Here is a 21837-nt window from a genome sequence, read left to right on the forward strand (position 1 = left end):
CACGACCCGTTGACTCGGTCGCGCGCGGCTGGTGGGATCACCGCAGGGCCGTCGTCTCCTCACGGGGGCGGCGGCCCTTCCCCGTCCGCCGCGGCCCCGTCCGCCTCGTAGGAACGGAGCCCGCCGTGGGCGAGCCCCTCGTCATCACCCGCACGTTCGCGGCCCCGCGGGAGCGCGTCTTCGACGCGTGGACCACGCCGGCCGACTTCTCCGCCTGGTTCGGCGCCGCCGACGTCCGGGTGCCGCTCGACACGCTGCGCATGGACGTGCGGGAGGGCGGCGCGTGGAGCGCGGTGATGCGCCTGCCCGACGGGGGATCCATCGACTGGGCCGGCGAGTACGTGGAGGTCGACCGGCCGTCGCGCCTCGCGATGACGCTGACCGACCGGCCCGACGAACCCGCGGGCGAGCCGCTCACGGTGGACCTCGAGGAGGTCGCCGGCGGCGCGACGCGCATGACCATGACGCAGGTCGCGGGGGAGTCCACCGCCGAGCAGCGCGAGATGACGATCCGGGGCTGGGGCTCGTTCTTCGACGTGATGGAGGGGCTGGTCGCGTCGGGCGCCTAGCGCGCCGCGGGCGGGTCGTCCTGCCGCGGTCGCCGCACCACGCCGACCGCCGTGATCCCCGCCGCCCCGAGCGCGAAGGCGAGCACCGCGAGGAACGGCAGCTCGTCGGCCGACATGCCGGTGGCGGGGAGGGTGTCGCCCCGAGCCGCGGAGGCGTCGGCGGCGGCGACCTCGGCGGGGGAGCCGGGGAGGGCGGCTGAGGCGGGTGCGCCCGGCGCGGACGTCCCCGGGTCGGCCGCGGCGGATCCCGTGAGGCAGCGCCGCACCTCGCCCGCGTCGTAGAACAGCGAGCCCGGCGCGATGGGCGTGCAGCCCGCGCGGAACGGGATCGCCCGCTCGTCGTCGAGCATGCGCACGATGGCGCGGCCGCTCGCGTCGCGGTAGACGTCCCACTGCACGTTCGCGGCCATGGGGGTCACGGTCTCGCCGCGCCACGCGTTCGTCGCGTACGTGTACGGATCCGCGGGGGTCACCTGCTGCGTCGATCCCGGCAGCCCGAGGAGCGCCGCGAACGGGATGATCGTCTCCGCGTGCGCGAACCGGAAGGTCGCGGCGGTCGAGGATCCGGCGAGGCGCGCGTCCATCGAGTCGAGGAAGTCGTCGAGGAGCGGCCGTGCCATCCGGTACGTGATGTCGCTGCCCTGGAACGCCGGGCCCTTCGAGTAGAAGTCCTCCGCGTCGAGCAGGTAGGCGAACCACTCGGAGTCGGCGCTCGTGATGTAGCGGTCGAAGTCGACGGCGAACTCGTCGGCCATGTCGGGCGCGATGATGTACAGGTTGTAGAGCATCATCGCCGCGTCGACCTCGTCGTCGACGTGGGTCTTGCCGTCGCCGCCGTCCACGAAGTGGTACTGCCCCGCGGCGAGGCGGTCGACGAACGCGGGTGAGTAGATCCGCTCGAGCGTGCGGCGGGCGACCTCGTGGCTGCGCTGCTGGTCGGTGATGGCCTCGACCGCGGCCGTCACCGCGGGGCCGTCCTCGTAGGCCTGGTAGTCGGCGTTCGCGTCCGACTTGTGGAAGTAGAGGGTGGCCGGGTCCTCGGCGATGTCCTCCGGCAGGTGCGAGGCGAGGAGCGGATCCGCCGACGTCAGGCCCTTCGCGAACGCCTTCCCCGATGCGGTGGCGCGGGCCTCGCCGGAGCTCTCGAGCGCGACCTGGTCGGATCCGGCGGCGATCGCGGCGAAGAGCGACGGGAGCCGCTCGACGACGCGCGCGCCGATGCCGCGGTGCTGGTCGGCGCCCTGCCCGGTGAGGTTGCCGTAGCCGAGCTTCCGGTTCGCGGCCGTGAGCTCCTGGACCTCCGGGCCGAGCGTCTCGCCGAGCGCCGTGAGCGCGCCCTCGGAGCGGGCCTGCTCCCACACCTGCGTGGTCAGCGAGTCGTACTTGAAGCTCGACAGCGCGCGGGATCCGTGGCGCGCGACCGACTCCGTGTAGACGGGCGCGAAGCCGGCGGGCGCGGGCGCCAGGTCGGCCGGGGTGCCCTGCGGCGCGTACGGGGTCTTGCTGCTGTAGTGCGGGCGGTCGGCGGATGCGGTGCCGCTGCCGCTGCCGGTCGCCGCGAGCGCCGGGAGGGCGGATCCCCCCACGGCGACGCCCAGGGCCAGCGCGAGCGCGACGGAGGCGGACAGGCGGCGGCGGGTGCGGAGGCGCATGGGTTCCTGGCGGAGCGGGCGCGGCGCGGGATGCGCGCGGCGGTGCGGGTCGGTCGCGTGCGCGACGCGGCCGACGCTAGGCGGATCACATGACGCGGCGGTGTCCCGGCGCTGAACGGGCGGGGCGCCGGCCGGACGCCGGGAGGGGCTGGTGCCGCCCGTAGGGTGGGAGGACGCCGCGACGAGGGGAGCCGGATGATCGGGGTGCTGACCGGGTTCGCCATCATCGGCTTCATCATCGCCGTGGGCTACGCCGTCGGCCGCTCCGGGATCGCGGGTCCCGGCGCCCAGCACTCGCTCAACCGGGTCGCGTTCTTCGTCGCGACGCCCGCGCTCCTGTTCACGGTGCTCGCGAAGGCCGACCTGCACGTCGTGTTCTCGGCGTTCCTGCTCGCGTCGGCGTCCGCGGTGGCCGTCGCGGCGATCCTGTACCTGGTCGTGGCCCGGATCCTCTTCCGTCGGCCGGTCGCGGAGACCACCATCGGCGCGGCATCGGCCAGCTACGTGAACGCCAACAACATCGGGCTGCCGGTGGCGATCTACGTGCTCGGCGACGCGCAGCTCGTCGCGCCCGTGCTCCTGCTCCAGCTGCTGGTGCTCGCGCCGACCACGCTCACGGTGCTCGACATCTCGAGCCGCGGATCCGCGTCGGTCGTCGGGATCCTCACGCAGCCGCTGCGGAACCCCATGATCATCGCGTCGATGCTCGGGATCCTCATCGCGATCACCGGGCTCCGGATCCCCGACGCCGTCTACGAGCCGTTCCGGCTGATCGGCGGCGCGGCGATCCCCATCGTGCTGATGGCGTTCGGCATGTCGCTCGTCGGGCGGAAGCCGCTCGCGCCCGGATCCGGCCGCGGCGAGATCGTGGTGGCCTCGGTGATCAAGACGGTCGTGATGCCGCTCGCCGCGTTCCTGCTCGCGCGGTACGCGTTCCACCTCGACGCCGACCAGACCTTCGCCGCGACCGTGATCGCGGGCCTGCCGACGGCGCAGAACATCTTCAACTTCGCGTCGCGCTACGAGCGCGGCGTGGTGCTCGCGCGCGACACCGTGCTGATCACGACGGTCGCGTCGATCCCGGTGCTCCTGGTGATCGCGGCGCTGCTCGCCCCCGGGACCTAGCGGCGGCGGGTCGCGGCGGCGCGCTGCGCGGCGCGCTTCTGCGAGCGCTTGGCCATCTGCGCCTTGCCCTTGGCGATGGCGGCCTTGCCCTGGCGGCTGCGCAGGAACTTGCGGATGACGGGGACGGCGACGAACAGGAAGCGGATCAGCGGCATGGTGGTGCTCCTCGGGGGATCGGCGCGGACCGGTGGATCCCCGCCCCTCGACCCTGCCAGGGTTCCGACCGCGTGACCGTGATCGGGGCGGATGCGACGGCGAGCGGCCAGCGGCGGCGGGTCAGGCGGACGGGCGCTCCCCGTCGCGGATCCACGCCACCTCGGCCCGCAGCAGCTCGGCGCCCGGCCCGACCGGCGCGTACCCGAGCGCGAGGGCCGCGCGCGTGTCGAGCACGATGGGGTGCGGCGCGGCCCACGGGTGCGCGCCGCCCGGCACGCCCGGCTCGAGCGGCACGATGCGGCCTCCCCAGCCGAGCTCGTCGGCGACGGCCCGCACGATCTCGGCGGCCGTGAGCGGGTCCGGGTCGGCGGAGTTCAGGATCCGCGCTCCCGGCACGTCGGCGACCCGGGCGATGAGCGCCGCCGCGTTGGCCGCCGCGGTGAGGTGGTCGACGGAGGCGCCGCGATCGGCGAGCTCGATCGTCTCCGCGCCCGCCAGCATCCGCTCGACGATGCCGCGCGCGCGGGCGTTCCTGGCCCACCGGCCGTGCACCTTGGAGGGCCGGATCACCGTCACCGGCAGGCCGCCGTCGAGCGCCGCGCGCTCCACGGCGACCTTGGAGGGCGCGTAGCCCTCGCGCGTGAAGGGGGCGGTGCCGGGCGCGGCGGGCGCGAGCGTCGGGTTCGACTCCGGGATCGGGCCCGGGAAGCGCGGCGGCTCGTCGCCGTTGACGTGCCGGCCCTCCGCGTCCACGAGGACGGCGCGCGACGACGCGACGACGACGGATCCGCTCGCCCGCATCGCCGGGAGGAGCGCCTCGACGTCGGCCGCGGTGAACGCGACCAGGTCCACCAGCAGGTCGACGCCGTCGCCGGCCAGCCGCTCGATCCCCGCGACGTCGGCGCGGTCGAGGGCGTGGAAGCGGACGCCGAGCGCGACCAGCTCCGCGGGCATGAGGCGCGGATCCCGACCCGTCACGTCGACCGCCCACCCGTCGCGCGCCAGCCGCTCGGCCGTCGCCCCGCCGATCGCACCGGTGCCGCCGAGGACGAGCGCGCGCCGCGCGGCGGGGGAGGAGGGCATGGTCGTCGAGCCTAGGGGCCGTCGGCGCGCTCGATATGGTGGCGCGGTGACCGACCTCCCGCCCTGCCGCGCGGAGCGGGGCTGATGAGCGTCGCCGACCGCGCCGACCTGCCCCTGTTCCACGCGCCGGACGGCACCGCGCACGTGGATCGACGCGGGCTCTCGGCCGACACGCCCCGCAGCTGGCGACGCGCGCACGACCCGCGGTCGTCCGGCGCCGGGCCGGGATCCGCGCGGCGGCGATCGGAGGCGGCGCGCTCGTCCTGTCGCTCCTGGGCGGAGCCGCCGGCCTCGCGGTGACCTCGGCCGTGTGGGGGCCGGTGGGCGACGGCGCGAACCTGGTCGGCGGTGCCGGGCTCGGGTTCCTCGTCGTGTCCTGGATCCTCCTCGCCGCGCTCCTCCTGCACCGGCCGGTCGCCGAGCTGCCCGACGTCGTGCGCGTCCCCGACGACGTGCTCGCCGCCGCACCGGCCGGCGCGGACAGCGCGCGGCTGTGGTCGTGGTCGGTCGCGTCCGCCGCGGAGGCGGCGCTGCGGCCTCACCTGCACCACCGGCTCCAGGTGGAGCGGCCGGGACAGGAGGGGGAGGCGCGGGCCGCGCGGGAGGAGTACCGGCGCGCGTACCGGGACCACGTGGCCGCCTGCGGGGAGATGGGATCCACGCCGCGTGAGCCCGCCGTCCCGCTCGACACGCGGACCTGACCGGGCGCGCCCGCTCGTCGCGCTGGGCGCGGCCGCCGCGGCCGAGGCCGGCGCCCTCGTCGCGATGGCGGCCGCGGGCGACGGCGGACGCGGCGTGCTCGCGCCGTGCGGCCGCTGCCGGCAGGTGATGCTCGACCTGCATCCGGGGATCCTCGTGGTCGTGCCCGGGGACGCCGGGCCCGCGACGGTGCCGGTGGGCGAGCTGCTGCCGGGCGCGTACGTGCGACCGGCCTGATCACCTCGAGGGGCACGGAGGACGGGTCCGTCGGACGGGCGGCCGCGGAGGCGGCGAGTGGTGGAGAGCTCCGGAAATCGAACCAGACGAGGCACCCCGATAGGTGCGCTCCCCGAACGCAGGAGAACATACCGCATCCCGCCGGGCGGATGCCGCAGCGGCGGGAACGGGGGCGCGGCCCGGACGCCGGGCCTCAGCCGCCGACGGTCCGCACGCGGACCGTCCCGCCGTCCTCCTCCAGCTCGAACGACAGCGTGGTGCCGATCGCGAAGGCGTCGCGCAGCTCCTGGGGCTGGTCGGCCGTGACGACGAGGGCGGTGCGGGCGGGGACGGCGCCGGTGGCGCAGCCGGGGGTGCCGGCGACCGATCCGTCCTGCTCCGCGGGCCCGGCCACCAAGCAGGTCGACTCGGCGCCCGTGGCCGCGTCGGGCACCGGGATCCGGGCGACCGAGATGCCGTGGAAGGCGGCGAACAGGGAGCCCGGGGCGATGGATCCGGTGTCGACCGAGAGGTAGGTCGCGTTGTCGGGGGTGGGCGGGGGCGTGAGCTCCAGGACGGCGACGGTGCCGCGCGCGTCGCCGAGCCACCAGGCGGTCGTGCCGGCGCCCGCGAGCGCGGCGGCGAGGAGGGACGCGGCCCACGCTGCGGCGAGGCGCGGGCGGACGCGGCGGGCCGTGCGGATCCGCGGCGTCGCGGGAGGCGCGGCGGGCTCCGGACCCCGGCGGCGGGCCCCGCCGGATCACGCCCGGCCCGGTCCCGGCCCTCGAGCTCCCGCAGCCGCTCCCGCGCGGCCGCGTCGGCCGGATCGGCACCCGGACCGAAGACGCGGCGGCGCAGCTCCGCGATCTCCGCCCGCCGGTCGTCGTCGTCCATCCCGGCATCGTGTCACGCGGCGGGCGGCGCCGCTCAGCAGGCGCGGTACGCGTACCCCCGCGTGCCGGCGGGCACCAGGTCGCGGTCGCGCACGATGGCGGCCGGCGCCGGATCCATCGCGCGGATCCGCTTGCAGGCGCCGGTTGCGGAGTCGCGCAGGTCGTCGGTGTACTCGATGTCGAGGACGCGGGCGCCGTACACGTCGGTGTACGCCGCGCACTCCTTCCAGCGGTCGCACTCCTCGGCGATCGCGAAGTCGAAGCGGGCCTCGTCGCGTCCGCGGGATCCGAGGTCCGTCGCGTTCTTCTGCGCGGCGGCGAGCCCGCGGTCGTGCGCGCGGGCCACGAGCAGCGTGGCGAAGGCGAGCGCGTCGTCCTCGTCGAGGGCACCGGCCGAGCGCGTCCACGAGTCGAGGTTGTCGAACTCGACGGCGCGGTACCCGGAGGCGGCGCACCCGTCGATCACGGGCGCGAGCCGGGCCGCGTTGGCGGTGCGGGCCGCGGGCGTGGAGACGTCGAGGATGCGCTCGTCGGGCCAGCCGGGATCCACGATCGGCTTCCCGTCGGCGCCGCGCACGAGGAGGGCGGCGGGCCACGAGGCACCCGGCTGGGTCTGGAACCCGTTGACGTAGCAGACGCCGTAGACGCCGGGCGCGGGCGCGTCCGTGCTGTCGCGCACGACGATCCCGGTGCCCGACGGCACCTTCGACGCGCCGCCGAGCTGGTAGTCGAAGCGCGTGCCGGTCGGCGGGAGGGTGACGGTCGATGCGGCGCCAGCGCGGCTCCCGGTGGTCTGCGCGACCGAGGCGACGGCCGGATCCGCGACGGCCTCCGCGTCGTGCGGATCCGCGGGCGAGCTGCAGCCGGCGACGGCGAGGGTGGCGACGACGAGGGCCGCGGCGAGGAGGGAGCGCATGATCCGACCCTAGGCGCGCGCCGCCGCCGCGTCACCGGCCGCCCCCAGTCAGCCGACGACGCGGAAGCGCTCCATCACGATCCGGGTGTCGTCGTCGAGGCGGAACCCGGTCGGCAGCTCCGCCACGACCTCGGGCGACGTCCAGAAGCCCTCGTGCCCGGCGCGCCACTCGTCGACCGTCGCGAATCCCTCGCCCTCGTCCACCGCGTGCGCGAGCGGCACGTCCGCGAGGCGCGCGACCTCGACGGCCGTCGTCTCGACCACGACGACCGGCCGCCCGGCGGAGTCGATGACCGCGCCGCGGGATCCGACGACCGGCAGCTCCTCGCCGTCGGCCGCGTACTGGACCAGCAGCGAGCTCGTCGAGGTCTTGTCGCCCGCGACGATCGCCGCCACGAGCCGGTCGCGCAGCGGCCCCGGGAAGGCGAACTCGACGGGCGGGAGATCGGCGTCGGGCGTCGTCATGCGTCGATCGTAGGAGCTCGGACGCGGACGCCTCCCGTCGACCTCCTCCGCCCCCGGACGCCGTCCGCCCGCCGGGCCAGGCTGGGAGGGACCCCACGACCGACCAAGGAAGGCGCACCCCATGAGCGAGATCCGCAACGGCGGCAACCAGTACGAGATCCAGGACCCGATCGCGCAGTACCCGTCCCCGCCGTTCCCGCAGCAGGAGCAGACGGGCCCCGGCGACGAGAAGCGCTTCGAGCCGACGCCCGACCACGGCCAGGACAGCTACGTCGGCTTCGGCCGCCTGAAGGGCCGCAAGGTCCTCATCACGGGCGCCGACTCCGGCATCGGCAAGGCCGTCGCCATCGCGTTCGCGCGCGAGGGCGCCGACATCGCGCTCAACTTCCTCGACGAGGAGCTCGAGGACGCGCGCGACACCGCGTCCACCATCGAGGGCGACGGCCGGAAGGCCGCCCTCGTGCCCGGCGACATCTCCGACGAGACGACCTGCCAGGACATCGTGCAGGCATCGGTCGACGCGCTCGGCGGTCTCGACTGCCTGGTGATGGTGGCCGGCTACCAGCGCAACGAGGACGACATCCTCGACCTCGACAGCGAGCAGCTCGACCGCACGATGAAGACCAACGTCTACTCGCTGTTCTGGCTGAGCAAGGCCGTGATCCCGCACCTGCCCAAGGGCGGCAGCATCATCACGACCAGCTCCTCGCAGGCGTACCAGCCGAGCCCCGACAAGATCGACTACGCGGTCTCCAAGGGCGCGATCCGCAACTTCACGCAGGGGCTCGCGCAGCAGCTCGCCCCGAAGGGGATCCGCGTCAACTCGGTCGCGCCCGGCCCGTTCTGGACCGTGCTGCAGCCCGTCGGCCAGTCGGCGTCGGACGTCGAGGAGTTCGGATCCCAGTCCGTCTACGGCCGCCCCGGCCAGCCGGCGGAGATCGCGGCGACGTACGTGTTCCTCGCGAGCCAGGAGTCGAGCTTCACGAGCGGCGAGACCATCGCGGTCACGGGCGGCACGCCCGTCCACTGACCCGCGGGGCAGCGGACACGGGCCGAGGCGGCGGGGCGCGTCAGAACAGGCGTACCCCGCCGCCGTCGTCGACGAGGGGCCGCTCGCTGCGGAGCACGGCCGGGCCGACCGCGAGGATCCCGTCGCCCAGCGGCTCGCAGCGCACCCCGCCGCGGCCGCGGAGCGCGCGGAAGGCGCCGGGCGCGAGCATCACGTCCATCCAGGCGCACGGGTTCGCCGGCCGGTGGCCCTGGAACTCCACGGGCCCGTCGCCCGAGTCGAGGCTGAAGCGCATGCCGCGCAGCCGGTCGACGTCCACGCCGCGGAGCAGCACGTTGCGACGGGTGTCGACGGGATCCAGCCCCGCGTCGATCCCGAGCTCGCGCGCCACGTGCTCCACCGACTCGACCGCCATCACAGTGACGGCGGCCGTGCGGTGCGCGCGCTGCCCGAAGTAGCGGTCGCCGACGATCCCGAGGTGCGCCCGCACGCGCACCGACGCGCGCGACGGCGGCTCGCCCGGCTCGTCGCGCGGCCCGTCCGCCGGGCGTCCCTCGAGCCGGTGCACGGGGGACGCGACGAGGTGCGCGATCTCCACGCGGAGCTCGTGGGGCAGATCGGTCATCCGGGAAGCGTACGCGCCCCTTATCACGGGGTACGCGGGCCCGGGGCGGACGCTCCACTCGCGGTTAGGATCGATGAGCGGCACGGGGAAGACCGCACCGGGGGGTCACGTGGGCGAGCAACCTCCCTCCGACGTGCGGCGTCATCCGGTCGGCCGCGTGCAGGCCGCCCTCCGCAGCATGTCGCTCTCGAAGCCCCTGCACGCGCAGCTGCCCTTCATCGTGAGCCTCGCCCTGGTCGGCGTCGTCGCGGGCGCGGGCGACCTCGACGCCGTGGCCCAGCCCGGCTTCGTCGCGGGCACGGTGATCGCCGCGCTCGTCACCATCGCCGCCGCCGTCATCCCCTGGGAGCGGATCGACCCCGACTGGGTGGCCGTGCTGCCCATGCTCGACTTCGCGGCGCTCGCCCTCTGCCACGACGCGATCTCCGACCAGGTGCCGTCGACGGCGTTCCTCCTCGTCTTCCCCGTGATCTGGCTGGCGTACGCGTTCGCGCTCCACGTGCTGTGGCTCGGCGCCCTCGGCACGGCCTCCGTGCTCGCGCTGCCGTACCTCCGCGCGGGGACGGTGCCCGAGGGGACGACGGGCTGGTCCCACCTCGTGGTGCTGCCCGTCGTGATGCTGCTGGTGGCGGTGGCCGTGAACCTGCTCGCGCAGCAGCTGTTCCGGCAGCACGCGCGGCTGGAGGAGATGCAGCAGGAGCTGACGGGCACGCTGGTGGACCTGCAGGAGCGCAACTCGATCATCGACGGGGTGCTCGACGCCATCGACGACACGGTGATGGTGCTCGACGCCGAGGGCCGGATCATGCTGCGCAACCGCGCGGCCGCCGACCTCATGGCGCTCGCCGTCCCCGCGGATCCGGACGACCCGACCGTCGGACGCCTCGTCTACGAGGAGGACCGCACCACCGTCGTCCCGCCGGAGCGGCAGCCCGTCGCCCGCGTCCGCGCCGGCGAGGACGTGCCGCGCGAGGTGTACTGGGTGGGCGAGGGCGGAGCGCAGAAGGCCGTGCTCGCGTCGGTCTCCCCGCTCGTGGACGCCGCCGGCCGCGTGTTCGGCACGGTCGTCGTCAGCACCGACGTCACGGCGCTGGCGCTCGCCGTCACCGAGCGGGAGGAGTTCGTGGCGAGCGTCTCGCACGAGCTGAAGACCCCGCTCACCTCGATCCTCGGCTACGTCGAGCTGATCGCCGACGACCTGGTGGACGACGACCTCGACGACCGGATCACCGCCGCCCGCCTCGCGATCGTGGAGCGCAACGCGCAGCGCCTCCTCGGCCTCATCGGCGACCTCCTCACAGCTGCGCAGCACCGCCTGGCGGTCAACCGCAACCTCGTCGACGTGGGCGAGATCGTCGAGAACGCGCTCGACGTGATCCGGCCGCACGCCCAGGCCAGCGGCGTCGAGCTCGTCGAGCCGGACTACGAGGAGCTGGTGGCCGAGGTCGACGCCGTGCGCATCGGCCAGGTGCTCGACAACCTGCTCAGCAACGCCGTCAAGTACACGCCCGAGGGCGGCACGGTCACCACCGAGGTCCACGTCGACGGCGACCACTTCCGCCTCTGCGTCTCCGACGACGGCGTGGGCATGTCGCCGGACGACACCGCGCAGCTGTTCACGCGCTTCTTCCGCACCAGCTCCGCCCGCGCGAGCACGGTCGCGGGCGTGGGGCTCGGCCTCAGCATCACGCGATCCATCATCGACGCGCACGACGGCACGATCGAGGTGGAGAGCGCCGTGGGCGCCGGCACCACCATGCGCGTGCGGCTCCCGCTGCGCGTCGCGCCGGAGGCCCGGCCCGCGTCGCGCGGCTGACCCGCGCCTGGCCCGCACTGGCCCGCCCTGCCTCACCGGGGCCGACTTGAGCGGATCTTGTCCACAACTTGATCCGATCCCGCATGCGGTGGTGTCAGGCTCGGGCACGACGGGGTCGCCCCGTCCGACACGAGCGATCGAAGGACCGGATGACCCCCCACGACCACCCCGCGAGCGGCACCCGAGCCGTCCGCACCGGGTGCCGTACCGGGTCCACGGATGCGCTGCCGGTACCCGACGGCAGCCTCCCCGGCCCTTCGACCCTCGCCGGCGGCCGGGCGTGACCGCCCGTGCCGTCCCCGTCCCGCAGGTCCCCCCGCTCCTCGACGTCCGCGTCCTGGAGCAGCTGCTGGTCGAGCTGTCGGACGAGCCCGGCCCCGCCCGCCTGTCCGTCGTCCCCCCGACGGACGCCCCCGATCCGTCGCCCGGCGTCCCCGCGCCGGGCGACGTGACCCCGCCGCCCGGCCTCCCCGAGCCGCGCCGCGGGACGCCGTCGTCCGGATCCCCCCGTCCGGACGACCGGCTCGCGCCCCGAGGTGCCCCCGCACCCGGGCGCGGGCAGGCGCCGACCGGATCCCCCCGTCCGGTCGGCGCTCCCTCCCCGTCGCCGTCCGCGCCCGCTGATCCCCATCCCCTCACGCAGGGGCAGCAGGCGTGCATCGGCTTCCTGCGCTTCTTCGTCGACCTGTGGCCGACCCGCTGGGAGCGGCTGGACGCGGCCGTGCGCGCCGAGGACCGGGCGGCCGCGCTCGACGCCTGCCTGAGCGTGAAGAGCTCGGCGGCGATGGTGGGCGCGCTCCGCCTCAGCGGCATCGCGAGCCACCTCGAAGGGGCGATCCGCGCCGCCGACCAGGCCGGCGCGCGCGCCCTCCTCGCGGACCTCGGCGAGGTCGGCGAGCGGAGCATGGACGCGATGCGCTCCTGGATCCGCGCGGAGGCCGGAGCGCCTTCCGACCAGACCCGTGCGCGCGGTCGACCCCGGGCCGACGCGCACGCCCGACCGGCTCCCGCGACAGGCCGGTCGGAGTGACGGAGCGGGATCCCACCCGAGGGGACCCCGATCCACGGCGCAGCTGCCGCGGAGCCCCCCTGCTCCGCGGCAGCCTCCGCGCGAGCCGTGCGGCTGCGGCCGTCGCCGGCGGCTACGCGCGCGGCGGCGCGAGCCGGTAGCCGACGCCGCGCACCGTCTGGATCCACCGCGCCTGCCGCGGGTCGTCGTGCAGCTTCCGGCGCAGGTTGCCCAGGTGCACCTCGACCGCGCGCTCCTCGGGCTCGGTGGAGGAGGCGACGGCGTACGAGCCGCTGCGGATGTCGCGCACGAGGTCGCCCTTGGTGCGCACCCGGCCGCCGCTCGCGAGGATCGAGGCCAGCAGGTCGAACTCCGTGCGCGTGAGGTCGACGGGCTCGCCGTCGACCGTGACGTGGCGCGTCCCCTCGTCGAGCTCGAGGCCGTTGTGGCGGAGGACGTCGGCGTCGCGCTCGTCGTCGGCCGGCGCGGCCTCGGAGGGCAGCGCGGGGGACAGGACCGTCGTGGTCGCGAACGCGGCCGGCTGCACGGGCTCGTCCGCGTCGGAGCCCGAGGTCGTCCCCATGGGTTCCGGGATGCCGGCCGGGGGCGTCGCCGGCGCGGCCGGGGCATCCCCGGTGCCGCGGGGTCGCCGCATCATCGCGGAGATGCGCGCGCGGAGCTCCCGCGGGCGGAAGGGCTTCACGACGTAGTCGTCGGCGCCGGCCTCGAGCCCGAGCAGGGTGTCGACCTCCTCGCCCTGCGCCGTGAGCATGACGATGTAGGCGTCGCTCGTGAGGCGGATGCGGCGCGCGGCCTCGAAGCCGTCGAAGTCGGGCAGGCCCACGTCGAGCGTGATGACGTCGGGCGCGACCTCGGCGGCGAGCCGCACGCCCTCCGTCGCGGTCCCGGCGGAGTGCACCTCGAAGCCGCCCTGGCGCAGGACCACCTCGAGCAGCTGGCGGATGTCGCCGTCGTCCTCGATGACCAGAGCCACACGTCCGCTGTCCACTACCGCCCCCTCGCATGCCGCACGCGCGGCCGGTCCCCCGGTTCCGCGTCAGGCGCGCCGGACCTCCCACGCTAGCGGACGGCCGGGTCCGCGCTCCCGCCGCCGGCGGAGCCCGCGGCGGACCCGCGGGATCAGGTGACGGGGGAGGAGCCGGGCACCGCGACCAGCACGAGCACGGCGCCGAGGATGTAGGCGGCGAGCGACGCGCCCACCCCGATCAGCAGCACCAGCCAGGGCCGGGTGCGGCCGCGGATCATGCCGACGAGCGCGACGATCAGCGCGACCCCCGTGAGCACGAGCGGGCCCGCCACCGCGGTCCCGTAGCCGATGGTGAAGAGCGAGTCGCGGCAGACGTAGGAGTCCACGTCGCACGCGTCGGTGACGAAGATGAGGCCGAGCCCGAAGGCCGCGACGGTGCCGCCGATGACCGCGGCGACGAGCATGGCGACGAGCGTGGTGACGAGGATCCGGCGGTCGACCCGGCGGACCCAGCGCGGCACCCAGTCGGGGCCGGGGGGATCCTCGGCGCGGTCGTCGGCGCGGGTGCGTCCGCGGTCGGCGCGGGCGCGTGCGGGGCGCGCGCGGCGCGGCGCGGGGGCGGTGGCGGCGGCGGAGCGGCGTCCGCGGGCGGCGCGGCGTCCGCGCTCGGGGGTCGCGTCGTCGTCGGGGGTCACGCCACGAGACTACGGGGCGCGCCGCGCGGGGCCGGAATCGGCGGGAGCGCCGGGCGCCCGACGGACGTCCGGCCGGCGGATCAGAAGATCATCGGCCGGTCGTCGTCGAGCTCGGTCTCCACGTCGAGGTCCACGGCCACCGGCACGTGGTCGCTCGGGCCGTCGCCCTTGCGCTCGTCGCGGTGGATCCGCGGGGCGTCCACCAGCTCGGCGAAGCGGGCGCTGCCGAGGATGAAGTCGATCCGCATGCCCTCGTCGCGCGGGAAGCGCAGCTGCTGGTAGTCCCAGTAGGTGTACCCGTCGGGGATCGACGGCCGCACCACGTCGGCGAGCCCGGCCTCGAGGAACGCGGCGAAGGCGGCGCGCTCGGGCTCGGAGGTGTGCGTCTTGCCCTCGAAGAGCGCCGGATCCCACACGTCGGTGTCGAGCGGCGCCACGTTCCAGTCGCCCATGAGCGCGAGCGGGGTGTCGGGATCCGCCGCCAGCCACGCCCGCGTGTCCGCGGCGAGGGCCTCGAGCCACTCCAGCTTGTAGGCGTAGTGCGGGTCGTCGAGCGCGCGGCCGTTCGGCACGTACAGGCTCCAGAGGCGGATGCCCGCGACCGTCGCGCCCATGGCGCGCGCCTCGAGCGGCGGCTGGCCGGACGCGTCGGGCTTGCCGAAGCGGGGCATCCCCTCGAACGTCGTCACGACGTCCTCGAGCGGGAGGCGGCTCGCGATCGCGACGCCGTTCCACTGGCTGAGCCCGTGCACGGCGACCTCGTAGCCGGCCTCCTCGAACGCCTCCATCGGGAACTGCTCGGGCTTGCACTTGATCTCCTGCATGGCCAGCACGTCGACGTCCTCGCGCACGAGCCAATCGACGACGCGGCCCACGCGGGTGCGGATGGAGTTGACGTTCCAGGTGGCGACGCGCATGCCCCCACGGTACCGGGAGCGCGCGGGCCCCTCAGCCGATGCTGCCGACGCGCACCGTCACGGAGGCGAGCGCGGCGGCGTCCGGGCCGACGGCCTCGGCGAGGCGCGCGCGGATCGCGTCGACGGCGGCGCGCGCGGTGTCGCTCGCGCGGCTCGACGCATCCACCGCGATGGACGCCTGGACGTCCACGGTGCCCTCGCCGGTCTCGACGGTGACGAGCTGCTCGGCCGCGGTCGAGGACCCGGCCACCACGCCCTCGACCACCTGCTGCGCCGCCAGCAGCACGGACGAGCGCGGGGCGTACACGTCGGCCACGCCCGCGACGGCGCGGAGGGCGGCGGTCAGGTCGCGGGAGAGGTCGCCGGGCGCGGGGAGCGGCACGGGCACCTGCGCTGCCGTCGCCGCCGCCGCGTCATCGTCGAGGGTCATCGCCGTCCTCCTCCATCGCGGGACGCGGCTGCACGTCCACCACGGTCACGTCGATCGCCTCGACGCGCAGCTCGGTGTGCCGCAGCAGGGCCGCGTGCACCCGCTCGCGCACGCGCTGCGCGAGCTCGGGGAGCGGATCCCCCCACACGACGCTCAGCGTGAGCGCCACCCGGACGGGCTCGCCCGCGCGCGTGACGTCGCCGTCGAGGGTGCAGCGGCCGACCAGCACGCCCGGCACCTCGTCTCCCGCCTGCCGCACGAGCGTGCGCACGGCGCCCTCGGTGAGCGCGAGGCGGACGGCCGGATCCGGATGGGAGAGCGGGATGTCGCGCCCGGCGCGCGACTCGCGGCTGATGTGGGAGAGCACGCCGCGGAAGAAGTCGTCGCCCGGGGCCTCGGTCTCCTCGGCCTCGACCTCCACGAGCTCGCGGCCGAGGTCGCGCATGTGCTCGAGGGCCCGGAGCGCGTTGCGGACCTCGGGGTCGTCCTCGTAGGCGGCGATGCGCGGGGTGCGCCCGCGGTCGAGGTAGTCGGCCAGGGCGGCCATGTCGAGGGGCTCGCCGTCGGCGTCGAGGGCGGGTGCCTCGTCCGGTCCCGTGCCGCTCATCGCCAGGCCTCCATGCTCGTCATCACCGTCGTGCGCGCCCGGGACAGCCGGCCGCGGATGGTCGAGGGCGTCGCGCCCAGCCTCTCGGCGATCTCCTCGTAGGAGAAGCCTCCCACCTCGCGCAGCATCCACACCTCGCGCTGCTCGCGCGGCAGCGCGTCGAGGACCGCCGACAGCGCGCGCATCTGCGACGACGTCTCGGCGTCGCGCTCGGGCGAGGTGAGGCGGTCGGCGATCTCGTGGTCGTCGATGTCGTCGACGGGGCGGCGGGCGCGGATCCGGTCGATGGACTTGCGGCTCACGATCTGCAGCAGCCAGCTCTTCACCCGGTCGGGCTTCTCGAGCGTCGGCAGGCGGTCCCACGCGGTGATGAGCGCCTCCTGCACGGCGTCGTCGGCGTCGGCGCGGGATCCGGTGAGCCGGATCGCGAAGGCCCGCATGTAGGAGGCGTGCCGGCGGACGAGGACCTCGAACGCCCGGGCGTCACCGTCGGCGGCGCGCTCGGCGAGGATCCCGTCGCCCGCGTCCTGCAGGGAGGAGGAGAGGGCCATGCCGTACCTCCGTGTGCGCTGGGAGACGAGCCCGATCGGGATCCGGTCCGTGACGAACCGGGGACGAGCCCCGTCGCATCCATGAGTACCACAGCAGACGCCCGATCGACGGGCCCCGACGGTGAGGAACCGCATGAGCGACACGAACCCCAGCACCAGCACCAGCACGCCCACCCCCGCCGACGTGACGCGCGTCGCGCCCGCGTCCGCCGGCACCGTCGTCCCCGGGGCGCTCGCCGAGGGCGACACCACCGTCACCGACGGCGTCATCGGCAAGGTCGCCGGCCTCGCGGTCCGCGACATCCCGGGCGTCCACGCGCTGGGCGGCGGCGCGGCCCGCGTCATCGGCCAGCTGCGCGACCGCATCGGCCAGACCGACCTCACGCAGGGGATCTCCGTCGACGCGCAGGAGGCCGGCGTCTCCTTCCAGGTGACGCTCGTCGCCGAGTACGGCGTGCCGCTCCAGGACGTGGCCGCCGACGTGCGCGCCGCCATCTCCGACGCGGTCACCGAGCTCGTCGGCCGTCCCGTGACGCGCGTCGACGTGACCGTCGCCGACATCGTGCTGCCCGGCGAGGGATCCGACGACGAGGCCGCGGAGGCGCCCGCCGTCTGACCCGCCCCGCATCGCCCCGACGGGCCGCCGGTCACCCGACCGGCGGCCCGTCGCCGCATCCCCGCGCGCGGGCCGGGCGGGCCGGGCGGCCACGTCGGGCGGCCGCGTCCGCCGTCCTCGCAGATCGCGGGCGTACCGTCGGGGGATGACCGACGCCACCGCTGCCGTGCCCGCCTCCGCCCCCGCATCCGACGCCCCGCCCCGCGTGGCGCTGCTCGGCACCGGCGTGATGGGCTCCGGCATGAGCCGCTCGATCCTCCGCGCGGGCCTCCCGCTCACCGTCTGGAACCGCAGCGCCGAGAAGGCCGCGCCCCTCGCCGACGACGGCGCGACCGTCGCCGACAGCGCCGCGGACGCCGTGCGCGACGCCGACGTGGTGGTCGTGATGCTGTTCGACGCGGACGCCGTGCTCGCGGTCCTCGCCGAGGTCGCGCCCGCGCTCCGCCCCGACGCGGTCGTCCTCCAGTCGTCGACCGTCGGCGTCGAGGGCACCCGCCGGATCGCCGCGCTCGCCGCCGAGCACGGCCTCCGCTTCGTGGACGCTCCCGTCCTCGGCACGCGCGGCCCCGCCGAGCAGGGCCTCCTCGTGCACCTCGTCTCCGGATCCGAGGCCGACCTCGCCGTCGCCCGCCCCGTCCTCGAGGCGACCGGCTCGCGCACCGTCGTCGCCGGCGCGGACGCAGGCCCCGGATCCGCCCTCAAGCTCGCCTGCAACGCGTGGATCGCCTCGATCACCGCCGCGACCGCCCAGTCGCTCGGCCTCGCGCAGCTGCTCGGCGTGGAGCCGCGCCTGTTCCTCGACGCGATCGCGGGCGGCGCGGCCGACACCCCCTACGCGCACCTCAAGGGCGGCGCGATGCTCGCCGGCGAGCTGGCCCCCTCGTTCGCGCTCGACGGCCTGCTCAAGGACGTGACGCTCATGCTCGCCGCGCTCGACGGCGCCGACGCGCACGACTTCGACACCGCGATGCTCGAGGCGCTCCGCGAGACGTACGCCGAGGCGTCCCAGGCGGGCCACGGCGGCGACGACGTGGCCGCGGTGGGCACGGTCTTCGGCCTGCCCGCCTCCTCCGACGCCTGATCCGGTCGGCGTCCCGCCCGCCCGTCGCACCGGTCGGCGCGGGCGCCCGCCCGTAGGATCGGCTGCGTGACGACCTCCGACGCGCGCCAGCAGCTCATCGACCACATCAAGCGGGACGCCGTCTTCCACGGCGACTTCACGCTGACGAGCGGCAAGAAGGCCAGCTACTACGTCGACCTCCGGCGCGTGAGCCTCGACCACCGCGTCGCGCCGCTCATCGGCCAGGTCATGCTCGACCTCATCGCGGACGTCCCCGACGTCGCCGCGGTGGGCGGGCTGACGATGGGCGCGGATCCCATCGCCTCCGCGATCCTGCACCAGGGCGCCGCCGTGGGCCGCGGCTACGACGCGTTCGTCGTCCGCAAGGAGCCCAAGGACCACGGCCGCGGCCGGCAGGTCGAGGGCCCGGACCTGGAGGGCAAGCGCGTCATCGTCGTCGAGGACACCTCGACCACCGGCGGATCCCCGCTGAAGGCCATCGAGGCGCTCGAGAGGGTGGGCGCGGAGATCGCCGCGGTCGCCGTGGTGGTCGACCGCTCGACCGACGCCCGCGAGGTGATCGAGGCCGCGGGCCACCGCTACCTGTACGCGATCGGCCTCGAGGACCTGGGGCTCGCGTAGTGAGCGGGCAGGCGCCCGGCGGCGGATCCGGATCCGGTCGCGACGACGACGACGACCCGTTCGCGGTCCGACCCGCGACGGACGCCGACCGCGAGCGCCCCGCGCGTCCGCTCGCGCCGATCGGCTGGGGCCGCTCCGCGGACCGTGACGTCGTGCCCGCCGACGGCGAGCCAGCAGCGCCCGAGGAGGACGGCGTGGATCCCGCGCCCGCCGACCCGACGCCGGCCCCCGGCGGCGACATCCTGGCGGGCATCGTCCCGCTCGACCCGACCGAGGACCAGGACCGCGTCGCCCCGCTGGACCAGACGGATGCCGACGACGACGACGACGCCGCCGACGCGCCCGCCCCCGAGCCCGAGATCGCGGCGGCGCCGGTGGACGCGGGCGACGTCGAGTTCGCCGGCGAGCCCGACCCCGGGTACGTGCCGGCGCCCGCGGACGACGCGCCGGGCGAGACGCTCACGGGCGAGGTGCTGACGGGCGAGGTCGAGGCGGATCCCGAGCCCGCGGACGACGCGACCGCCGAGCTGGTGCTGGAGCCCGCCGACGGCGTGGACGACGACGTGCGCCTGGCCGACCCGGTCGCGGACGGACCCGTGGTCGACGCCGAGCTGGTCGAGGAGCCGACCGAGGAGGTCGCGCCCGAGGTCCCGGCCGTGGACGACGTGCTGCTGACGCCCCTGCACGACGACGAGCTCGACGAGGACGCCGGCGTCGTGGACGACGTCATCCCGCCGGCCGATGCGCCCGAGGCCGAGGTCCCTGCCATCCGGGAGCCGGGTGCGCAGGACGAGGCGGGGGCGGGCGATGTCGACGTCGTCGCCGAGGCCGACCTCGAGGCGGACGCCGACGGCGATGCCGACGCCGATGCCGATGCCGATGCCGACGCTGATGCTGACGCCGACGAGGACGCCGCCCCCGCGCCGCTCGCGCCCGCCGCCGCGGCCGCGCGCGCCGCGGCGATGGCGTGGGCAGCGGGATCCGCGCCGGACGCCCCGGCGCCGGCGCCCGCGCCCGCACCAACCCCCGCATCCGCATCCGCCGAGGCCCCTGCGGACCGGTCCGCGGCCGTCGACGAGCCGTCGCCCGCGCCGGTGCCGGAGGCCCTGCCCACGCCGGAGCCCGACCCCACGCCGGAGCCCGACCCCGAGCCGGAGCCCGACCCCGAGAGCCGCTCCGAGCCCGCGCCGCGGTCCGACGCGGGCGGGCCCGCGCCCGATGCCGACGCGCACGACGACGAGCCGGTCGACGCCATCGCCCTCCTCTTCGGCGACGTCGCGGACCACCGCGACGACGACCGGACCCGTGGCGCCGACGCCGACGGAAGTCCCGCGGACGCGGACGCGGACGACGACCGCACGCGCGTCCTCCCCGCCGCCGCGGCGACCGCAGCCGCGGGGGCCGCCACGGCACCTGTCGCGTCCTCCGTCCCCGCCCCCGACCGCGACGCCCCCACCGCGGCCGTCCCCGCCGCGTCTCGACCGGATCCCGCCGCCGGTCCGGCAGCCGTGCCGCCGCCGTACGTCGCGCCGCCCGCGCCCCGTCCGCCCGCGCCGCGCGCGCCCGTCCTCGACTCCTCGGGCGCCTCCGCCCCGTGCCGGCTACGCCCCGCGGCCCGCGCGGACCCGGAGGCACGCGTCGCACCGGCCTCTGGGTCGGCGGCGCGATCCTCCTGGTGCTCCTCCTCGTCGGCCTCTTCTACCTGGGCCAGCGCCTCGGATCCGCCGGAGCGCCGGACGCCGCCCCCGTCGCGACCGCGACCCCCGAAGCCACGCCGACCCCGTCGCCCACCCCGACGGATCCCGTGCAGGGCCCGGCCGCGGCGGGCGTCCAGGCGTGGGACGCGCTGCTCGGCGGCGAGTGCATCGACCCGTACTCGACGCCGTGGGAGGAGGAGTTCACGGTCGTCGACTGCGGCTCCGAGCACCACGCGCAGATGGTCGCGCGGGTGGCGCTGCCCCAGACGGGCGACGCGTTCCCCGGCGAGGACGCCGTGCGCGACTCCGCCGACGAGCTCTGCATCGCCGACACCGTGATCGACTACGCGGCGGCCCGCGCCTACGACGACGTGCAGTACCAGTCCGCGTACCCCATCACCCAGGACGAGTGGACCGCGGGCGACCGCGACGCCTACTGCTTCGTCTCCCGCGCCGGCGGCGGCACCTTCACCGGCAGCGTCGGCGTCCCGCAGCCGCCCGTCGTCCCCTAGCGCGCTCGGCCCGCCTGGACCCGGTGGATCAGAGCTCGGACTCGACCGGCTCCGGGTCCAGCAGCTCGGTGACGCCCGACAGCACCTCGTCGGGGCGGAACGGGTAGCGCTCGATCTCGGCGCGGTCGCTGATGCCCGTGAGCACGAGCACCGTGTGCAGGCCCGCCTCGATGCCGGCGATGATGTCGGTGTCCATCCGGTCGCCGATCATGCCGGTGCTCTCGGAGTGCGCGCCGATCTTGTTGAGCGCCGAGCGGAACATCATCGGGTTCGGCTTGCCGACGATGTACGGCTCCTTGCCCGTGGCCTTCGAGATGAGCGCGAGCACCGCGCCGGTCGCGGGGAGCACGCCCTCGGCGCTCGGGCCGGTCGCGTCCGGGTTCGTCGCGATGTAGCGCGCGCCGCCGTTGATGAGGCGGATCGCCCGCGTGATCGCCTCGAACGAGTAGTTGCGCGTCTCGCCGATGACGACGAAGTCGGGCTTCGTGTCGGTCATGATGAAGCCCGCCTCGTGCAGCGCGGTAGTGAGGCCGGCCTCGCCGATGACGAACGCGGATCCGCCGGGCATCTGCTGCTCGAGGAACGCGGCGGTGGCGAGTGCGCTCGTCCAGATCGACTCCTCGGGCACGTGCAGGCCGGAGGCGCGGAGCCGGGCGGAGAGGTCGCGCGGCGTGAAGATGCTGTTGTTCGTGAGCACGAGGAAGGGCTTGCCCTGGTCCTGCCACTGCTGGATGAGGGCCGCCGCGCCGGGCAGCGCCTGGTTCTCGTGCACCAGCACGCCGTCCATGTCGGTGAGCCAGCAGTCCATCTCGTCGCGCGTCGCCATGGGGTTCCCTCTCGTCGTGGCGCCAGGCTACCGCCGGGGGATGCGCGCCCGCCGGGCCCGCGG

26 protein-coding genes are annotated in these 21837 nt (G+C 75.7%); 11 read left to right on the forward strand and 15 right to left on the reverse strand.

Features of this window, described 5'->3' with window-relative positions:
• Positions 1-125 precede the first annotated feature (125 nt).
• The gene (locus AES38_RS01765; RefSeq protein ID WP_053773527.1) at positions 126-569 is read left to right on the forward strand and encodes an SRPBCC family protein; all 444 of its coding nucleotides are present in this window, start codon (positions 126-128) and stop codon (positions 567-569) included.
• On the opposite strand, the gene AES38_RS01770 is transcribed toward AES38_RS01765, so the two are convergent.
• Positions 566-2221 (reverse strand): histidine-type phosphatase, encoded by a 1656-nt coding sequence (locus AES38_RS01770; RefSeq protein ID WP_053773528.1) that lies wholly within the window; start codon positions 2219-2221, stop codon positions 566-568. The two genes, AES38_RS01765 and AES38_RS01770, sit on opposite strands and share 4 nt — an antisense overlap.
• 195 nt (positions 2222-2416) lie before the next feature.
• On the opposite strand from AES38_RS01770, the gene AES38_RS01775 reads away from it, so the two are divergent.
• The gene (locus AES38_RS01775; protein WP_053773529.1) at positions 2417-3346 is read left to right on the forward strand and encodes an AEC family transporter; all 930 of its coding nucleotides are present in this window, start codon (positions 2417-2419) and stop codon (positions 3344-3346) included.
• On the opposite strand, the gene AES38_RS15990 is transcribed toward AES38_RS01775, so the two are convergent.
• Positions 3343-3501: a hypothetical protein gene (locus AES38_RS15990; protein WP_167435887.1), complete on the reverse strand. Its 159-nt coding sequence runs from the start codon at positions 3499-3501 to the stop codon at positions 3343-3345. The two genes, AES38_RS01775 and AES38_RS15990, sit on opposite strands and share 4 nt — an antisense overlap.
• 121 nt (positions 3502-3622) lie before the next feature.
• Entirely contained in the window at positions 3623-4585 is a 963-nt protein-coding gene (locus AES38_RS01780; RefSeq protein WP_053773530.1) for an NAD-dependent epimerase/dehydratase family protein, read from the reverse strand.
• Positions 4586-4881: 296 nt separating this feature from the next.
• On the opposite strand from AES38_RS01780, the gene AES38_RS01790 reads away from it, so the two are divergent.
• Positions 4882-5286, forward strand: coding sequence for a hypothetical protein (locus AES38_RS01790; protein ID WP_053773532.1), 405 nt, complete (start codon positions 4882-4884; stop codon positions 5284-5286).
• A complete protein-coding gene (locus AES38_RS01795; protein WP_174775879.1) occupies positions 5252-5521 on the forward strand; it encodes a cytidine/deoxycytidylate deaminase family protein in 270 nt (89 codons plus the stop codon). The genes AES38_RS01790 and AES38_RS01795 overlap by 35 nt, the downstream gene beginning before the upstream one ends.
• A 193-nt stretch (positions 5522-5714) precedes the next feature.
• Here AES38_RS01795 and AES38_RS01800 read toward each other — a convergent pair whose 3' ends face one another.
• The 3 genes from AES38_RS01800 to AES38_RS01810 form a co-directional block, all read right to left on the reverse strand.
• Positions 5715-5954 (reverse strand): hypothetical protein, encoded by a 240-nt coding sequence (locus AES38_RS01800; RefSeq protein WP_053773533.1) that lies wholly within the window; start codon positions 5952-5954, stop codon positions 5715-5717.
• A gap of 473 nt (positions 5955-6427) precedes the next feature.
• A complete protein-coding gene (locus AES38_RS01805; protein ID WP_053773534.1) occupies positions 6428-7309 on the reverse strand; it encodes an endo alpha-1,4 polygalactosaminidase in 882 nt (293 codons plus the stop codon).
• Positions 7310-7357: 48 nt separating this feature from the next.
• Positions 7358-7774 (reverse strand): ASCH domain-containing protein, encoded by a 417-nt coding sequence (locus AES38_RS01810; RefSeq protein WP_053773535.1) that lies wholly within the window; start codon positions 7772-7774, stop codon positions 7358-7360.
• Between the two features lie 121 nt (positions 7775-7895).
• On the opposite strand from AES38_RS01810, the gene AES38_RS01815 reads away from it, so the two are divergent.
• On the forward strand, positions 7896-8804 hold the full coding sequence (locus tag AES38_RS01815; RefSeq protein ID WP_080754889.1) for an SDR family oxidoreductase: 909 nt from the start codon (positions 7896-7898) through the stop codon (positions 8802-8804).
• A gap of 40 nt (positions 8805-8844) precedes the next feature.
• Here AES38_RS01815 and AES38_RS01820 read toward each other — a convergent pair whose 3' ends face one another.
• Complete coding sequence (locus AES38_RS01820) at positions 8845-9408, reverse strand: MOSC domain-containing protein (RefSeq protein ID WP_053773536.1); 564 nt, start codon at positions 9406-9408, stop codon at positions 8845-8847.
• A 157-nt stretch (positions 9409-9565) separates the two neighbouring features.
• On the opposite strand from AES38_RS01820, the gene AES38_RS01825 reads away from it, so the two are divergent.
• Both AES38_RS01825 and AES38_RS01830 read left to right on the forward strand, forming a co-directional pair.
• Positions 9566-11224: a sensor histidine kinase gene (locus AES38_RS01825; RefSeq protein ID WP_244629209.1), complete on the forward strand. Its 1659-nt coding sequence runs from the start codon at positions 9566-9568 to the stop codon at positions 11222-11224.
• Between the two features lie 280 nt (positions 11225-11504).
• Complete coding sequence (locus AES38_RS01830; protein WP_244629210.1) at positions 11505-12254, forward strand: Hpt domain-containing protein; 750 nt, start codon at positions 11505-11507, stop codon at positions 12252-12254.
• A 112-nt stretch (positions 12255-12366) separates the two neighbouring features.
• On the opposite strand, the gene AES38_RS01835 is transcribed toward AES38_RS01830, so the two are convergent.
• From AES38_RS01835 to AES38_RS01860, 6 genes are all read right to left on the reverse strand, one after another.
• A complete protein-coding gene (locus AES38_RS01835) occupies positions 12367-13242 on the reverse strand; it encodes a response regulator transcription factor (protein WP_174775880.1) in 876 nt (291 codons plus the stop codon).
• 131 nt (positions 13243-13373) lie between these two features.
• Positions 13374-13916, reverse strand: a complete 543-nt coding sequence (locus tag AES38_RS01840) for a hypothetical protein (RefSeq protein ID WP_053773538.1) — start codon at positions 13914-13916, stop codon at positions 13374-13376.
• An 80-nt stretch (positions 13917-13996) separates the two neighbouring features.
• Entirely contained in the window at positions 13997-14833 is an 837-nt protein-coding gene (locus tag AES38_RS01845) for an exodeoxyribonuclease III (protein WP_053773539.1), read from the reverse strand.
• A 31-nt stretch (positions 14834-14864) separates the two neighbouring features.
• Positions 14865-15263: a hypothetical protein gene (locus AES38_RS01850; RefSeq protein ID WP_053773540.1), complete on the reverse strand. Its 399-nt coding sequence runs from the start codon at positions 15261-15263 to the stop codon at positions 14865-14867.
• The gene (locus AES38_RS01855) at positions 15247-15870 is read right to left on the reverse strand and encodes an Asp23/Gls24 family envelope stress response protein (RefSeq protein WP_053773541.1); all 624 of its coding nucleotides are present in this window, start codon (positions 15868-15870) and stop codon (positions 15247-15249) included. The genes AES38_RS01850 and AES38_RS01855 overlap by 17 nt, the downstream gene beginning before the upstream one ends.
• Positions 15867-16421 carry an RNA polymerase sigma factor gene (locus AES38_RS01860; protein WP_053773542.1) on the reverse strand — a complete coding sequence of 185 codons (555 nt, stop codon included), beginning with the start codon at positions 16419-16421 and terminating at the stop codon, positions 15867-15869. The genes AES38_RS01855 and AES38_RS01860 overlap by 4 nt, the downstream gene beginning before the upstream one ends.
• A gap of 133 nt (positions 16422-16554) precedes the next feature.
• Here AES38_RS01860 and AES38_RS01865 point away from each other — a divergent pair, with 133 nt between their 5' ends.
• From AES38_RS01865 to pyrE, 3 genes are all read left to right on the forward strand, one after another.
• On the forward strand, positions 16555-17037 hold the full coding sequence (locus tag AES38_RS01865; RefSeq protein ID WP_053773543.1) for an Asp23/Gls24 family envelope stress response protein: 483 nt from the start codon (positions 16555-16557) through the stop codon (positions 17035-17037).
• Positions 17038-17182: 145 nt separating this feature from the next.
• The gene (locus AES38_RS01870) at positions 17183-18118 is read left to right on the forward strand and encodes an NAD(P)-dependent oxidoreductase (RefSeq protein ID WP_244629211.1); all 936 of its coding nucleotides are present in this window, start codon (positions 17183-17185) and stop codon (positions 18116-18118) included.
• Between the two features lie 66 nt (positions 18119-18184).
• Positions 18185-18739 (forward strand): orotate phosphoribosyltransferase, encoded by a 555-nt coding sequence (gene pyrE / locus AES38_RS01875; RefSeq protein ID WP_053773544.1) that lies wholly within the window; start codon positions 18185-18187, stop codon positions 18737-18739.
• On the opposite strand, the gene AES38_RS16145 is transcribed toward pyrE, so the two are convergent.
• Positions 18697-20025 carry a hypothetical protein gene (locus tag AES38_RS16145; RefSeq protein WP_256998837.1) on the reverse strand — a complete coding sequence of 443 codons (1329 nt, stop codon included), beginning with the start codon at positions 20023-20025 and terminating at the stop codon, positions 18697-18699. The genes pyrE and AES38_RS16145 overlap by 43 nt on opposite strands.
• Positions 20026-20333: 308 nt before the next feature.
• Here AES38_RS16145 and AES38_RS16150 point away from each other — a divergent pair, with 308 nt between their 5' ends.
• Entirely contained in the window at positions 20334-20948 is a 615-nt protein-coding gene (locus tag AES38_RS16150; RefSeq protein ID WP_256998838.1) for a septum formation family protein, read from the forward strand.
• 28 nt (positions 20949-20976) lie between these two features.
• Here AES38_RS16150 and AES38_RS01885 read toward each other — a convergent pair whose 3' ends face one another.
• Positions 20977-21774 (reverse strand): HAD-IIA family hydrolase, encoded by a 798-nt coding sequence (locus AES38_RS01885; protein WP_011931704.1) that lies wholly within the window; start codon positions 21772-21774, stop codon positions 20977-20979.
• Positions 21775-21837 lie beyond the last annotated feature (63 nt).

Origin of the sequence: Clavibacter capsici, assembly GCF_001280205.1 — a bacterium.
Classification (GTDB): domain Bacteria; phylum Actinomycetota; class Actinomycetes; order Actinomycetales; family Microbacteriaceae; genus Clavibacter; species Clavibacter capsici.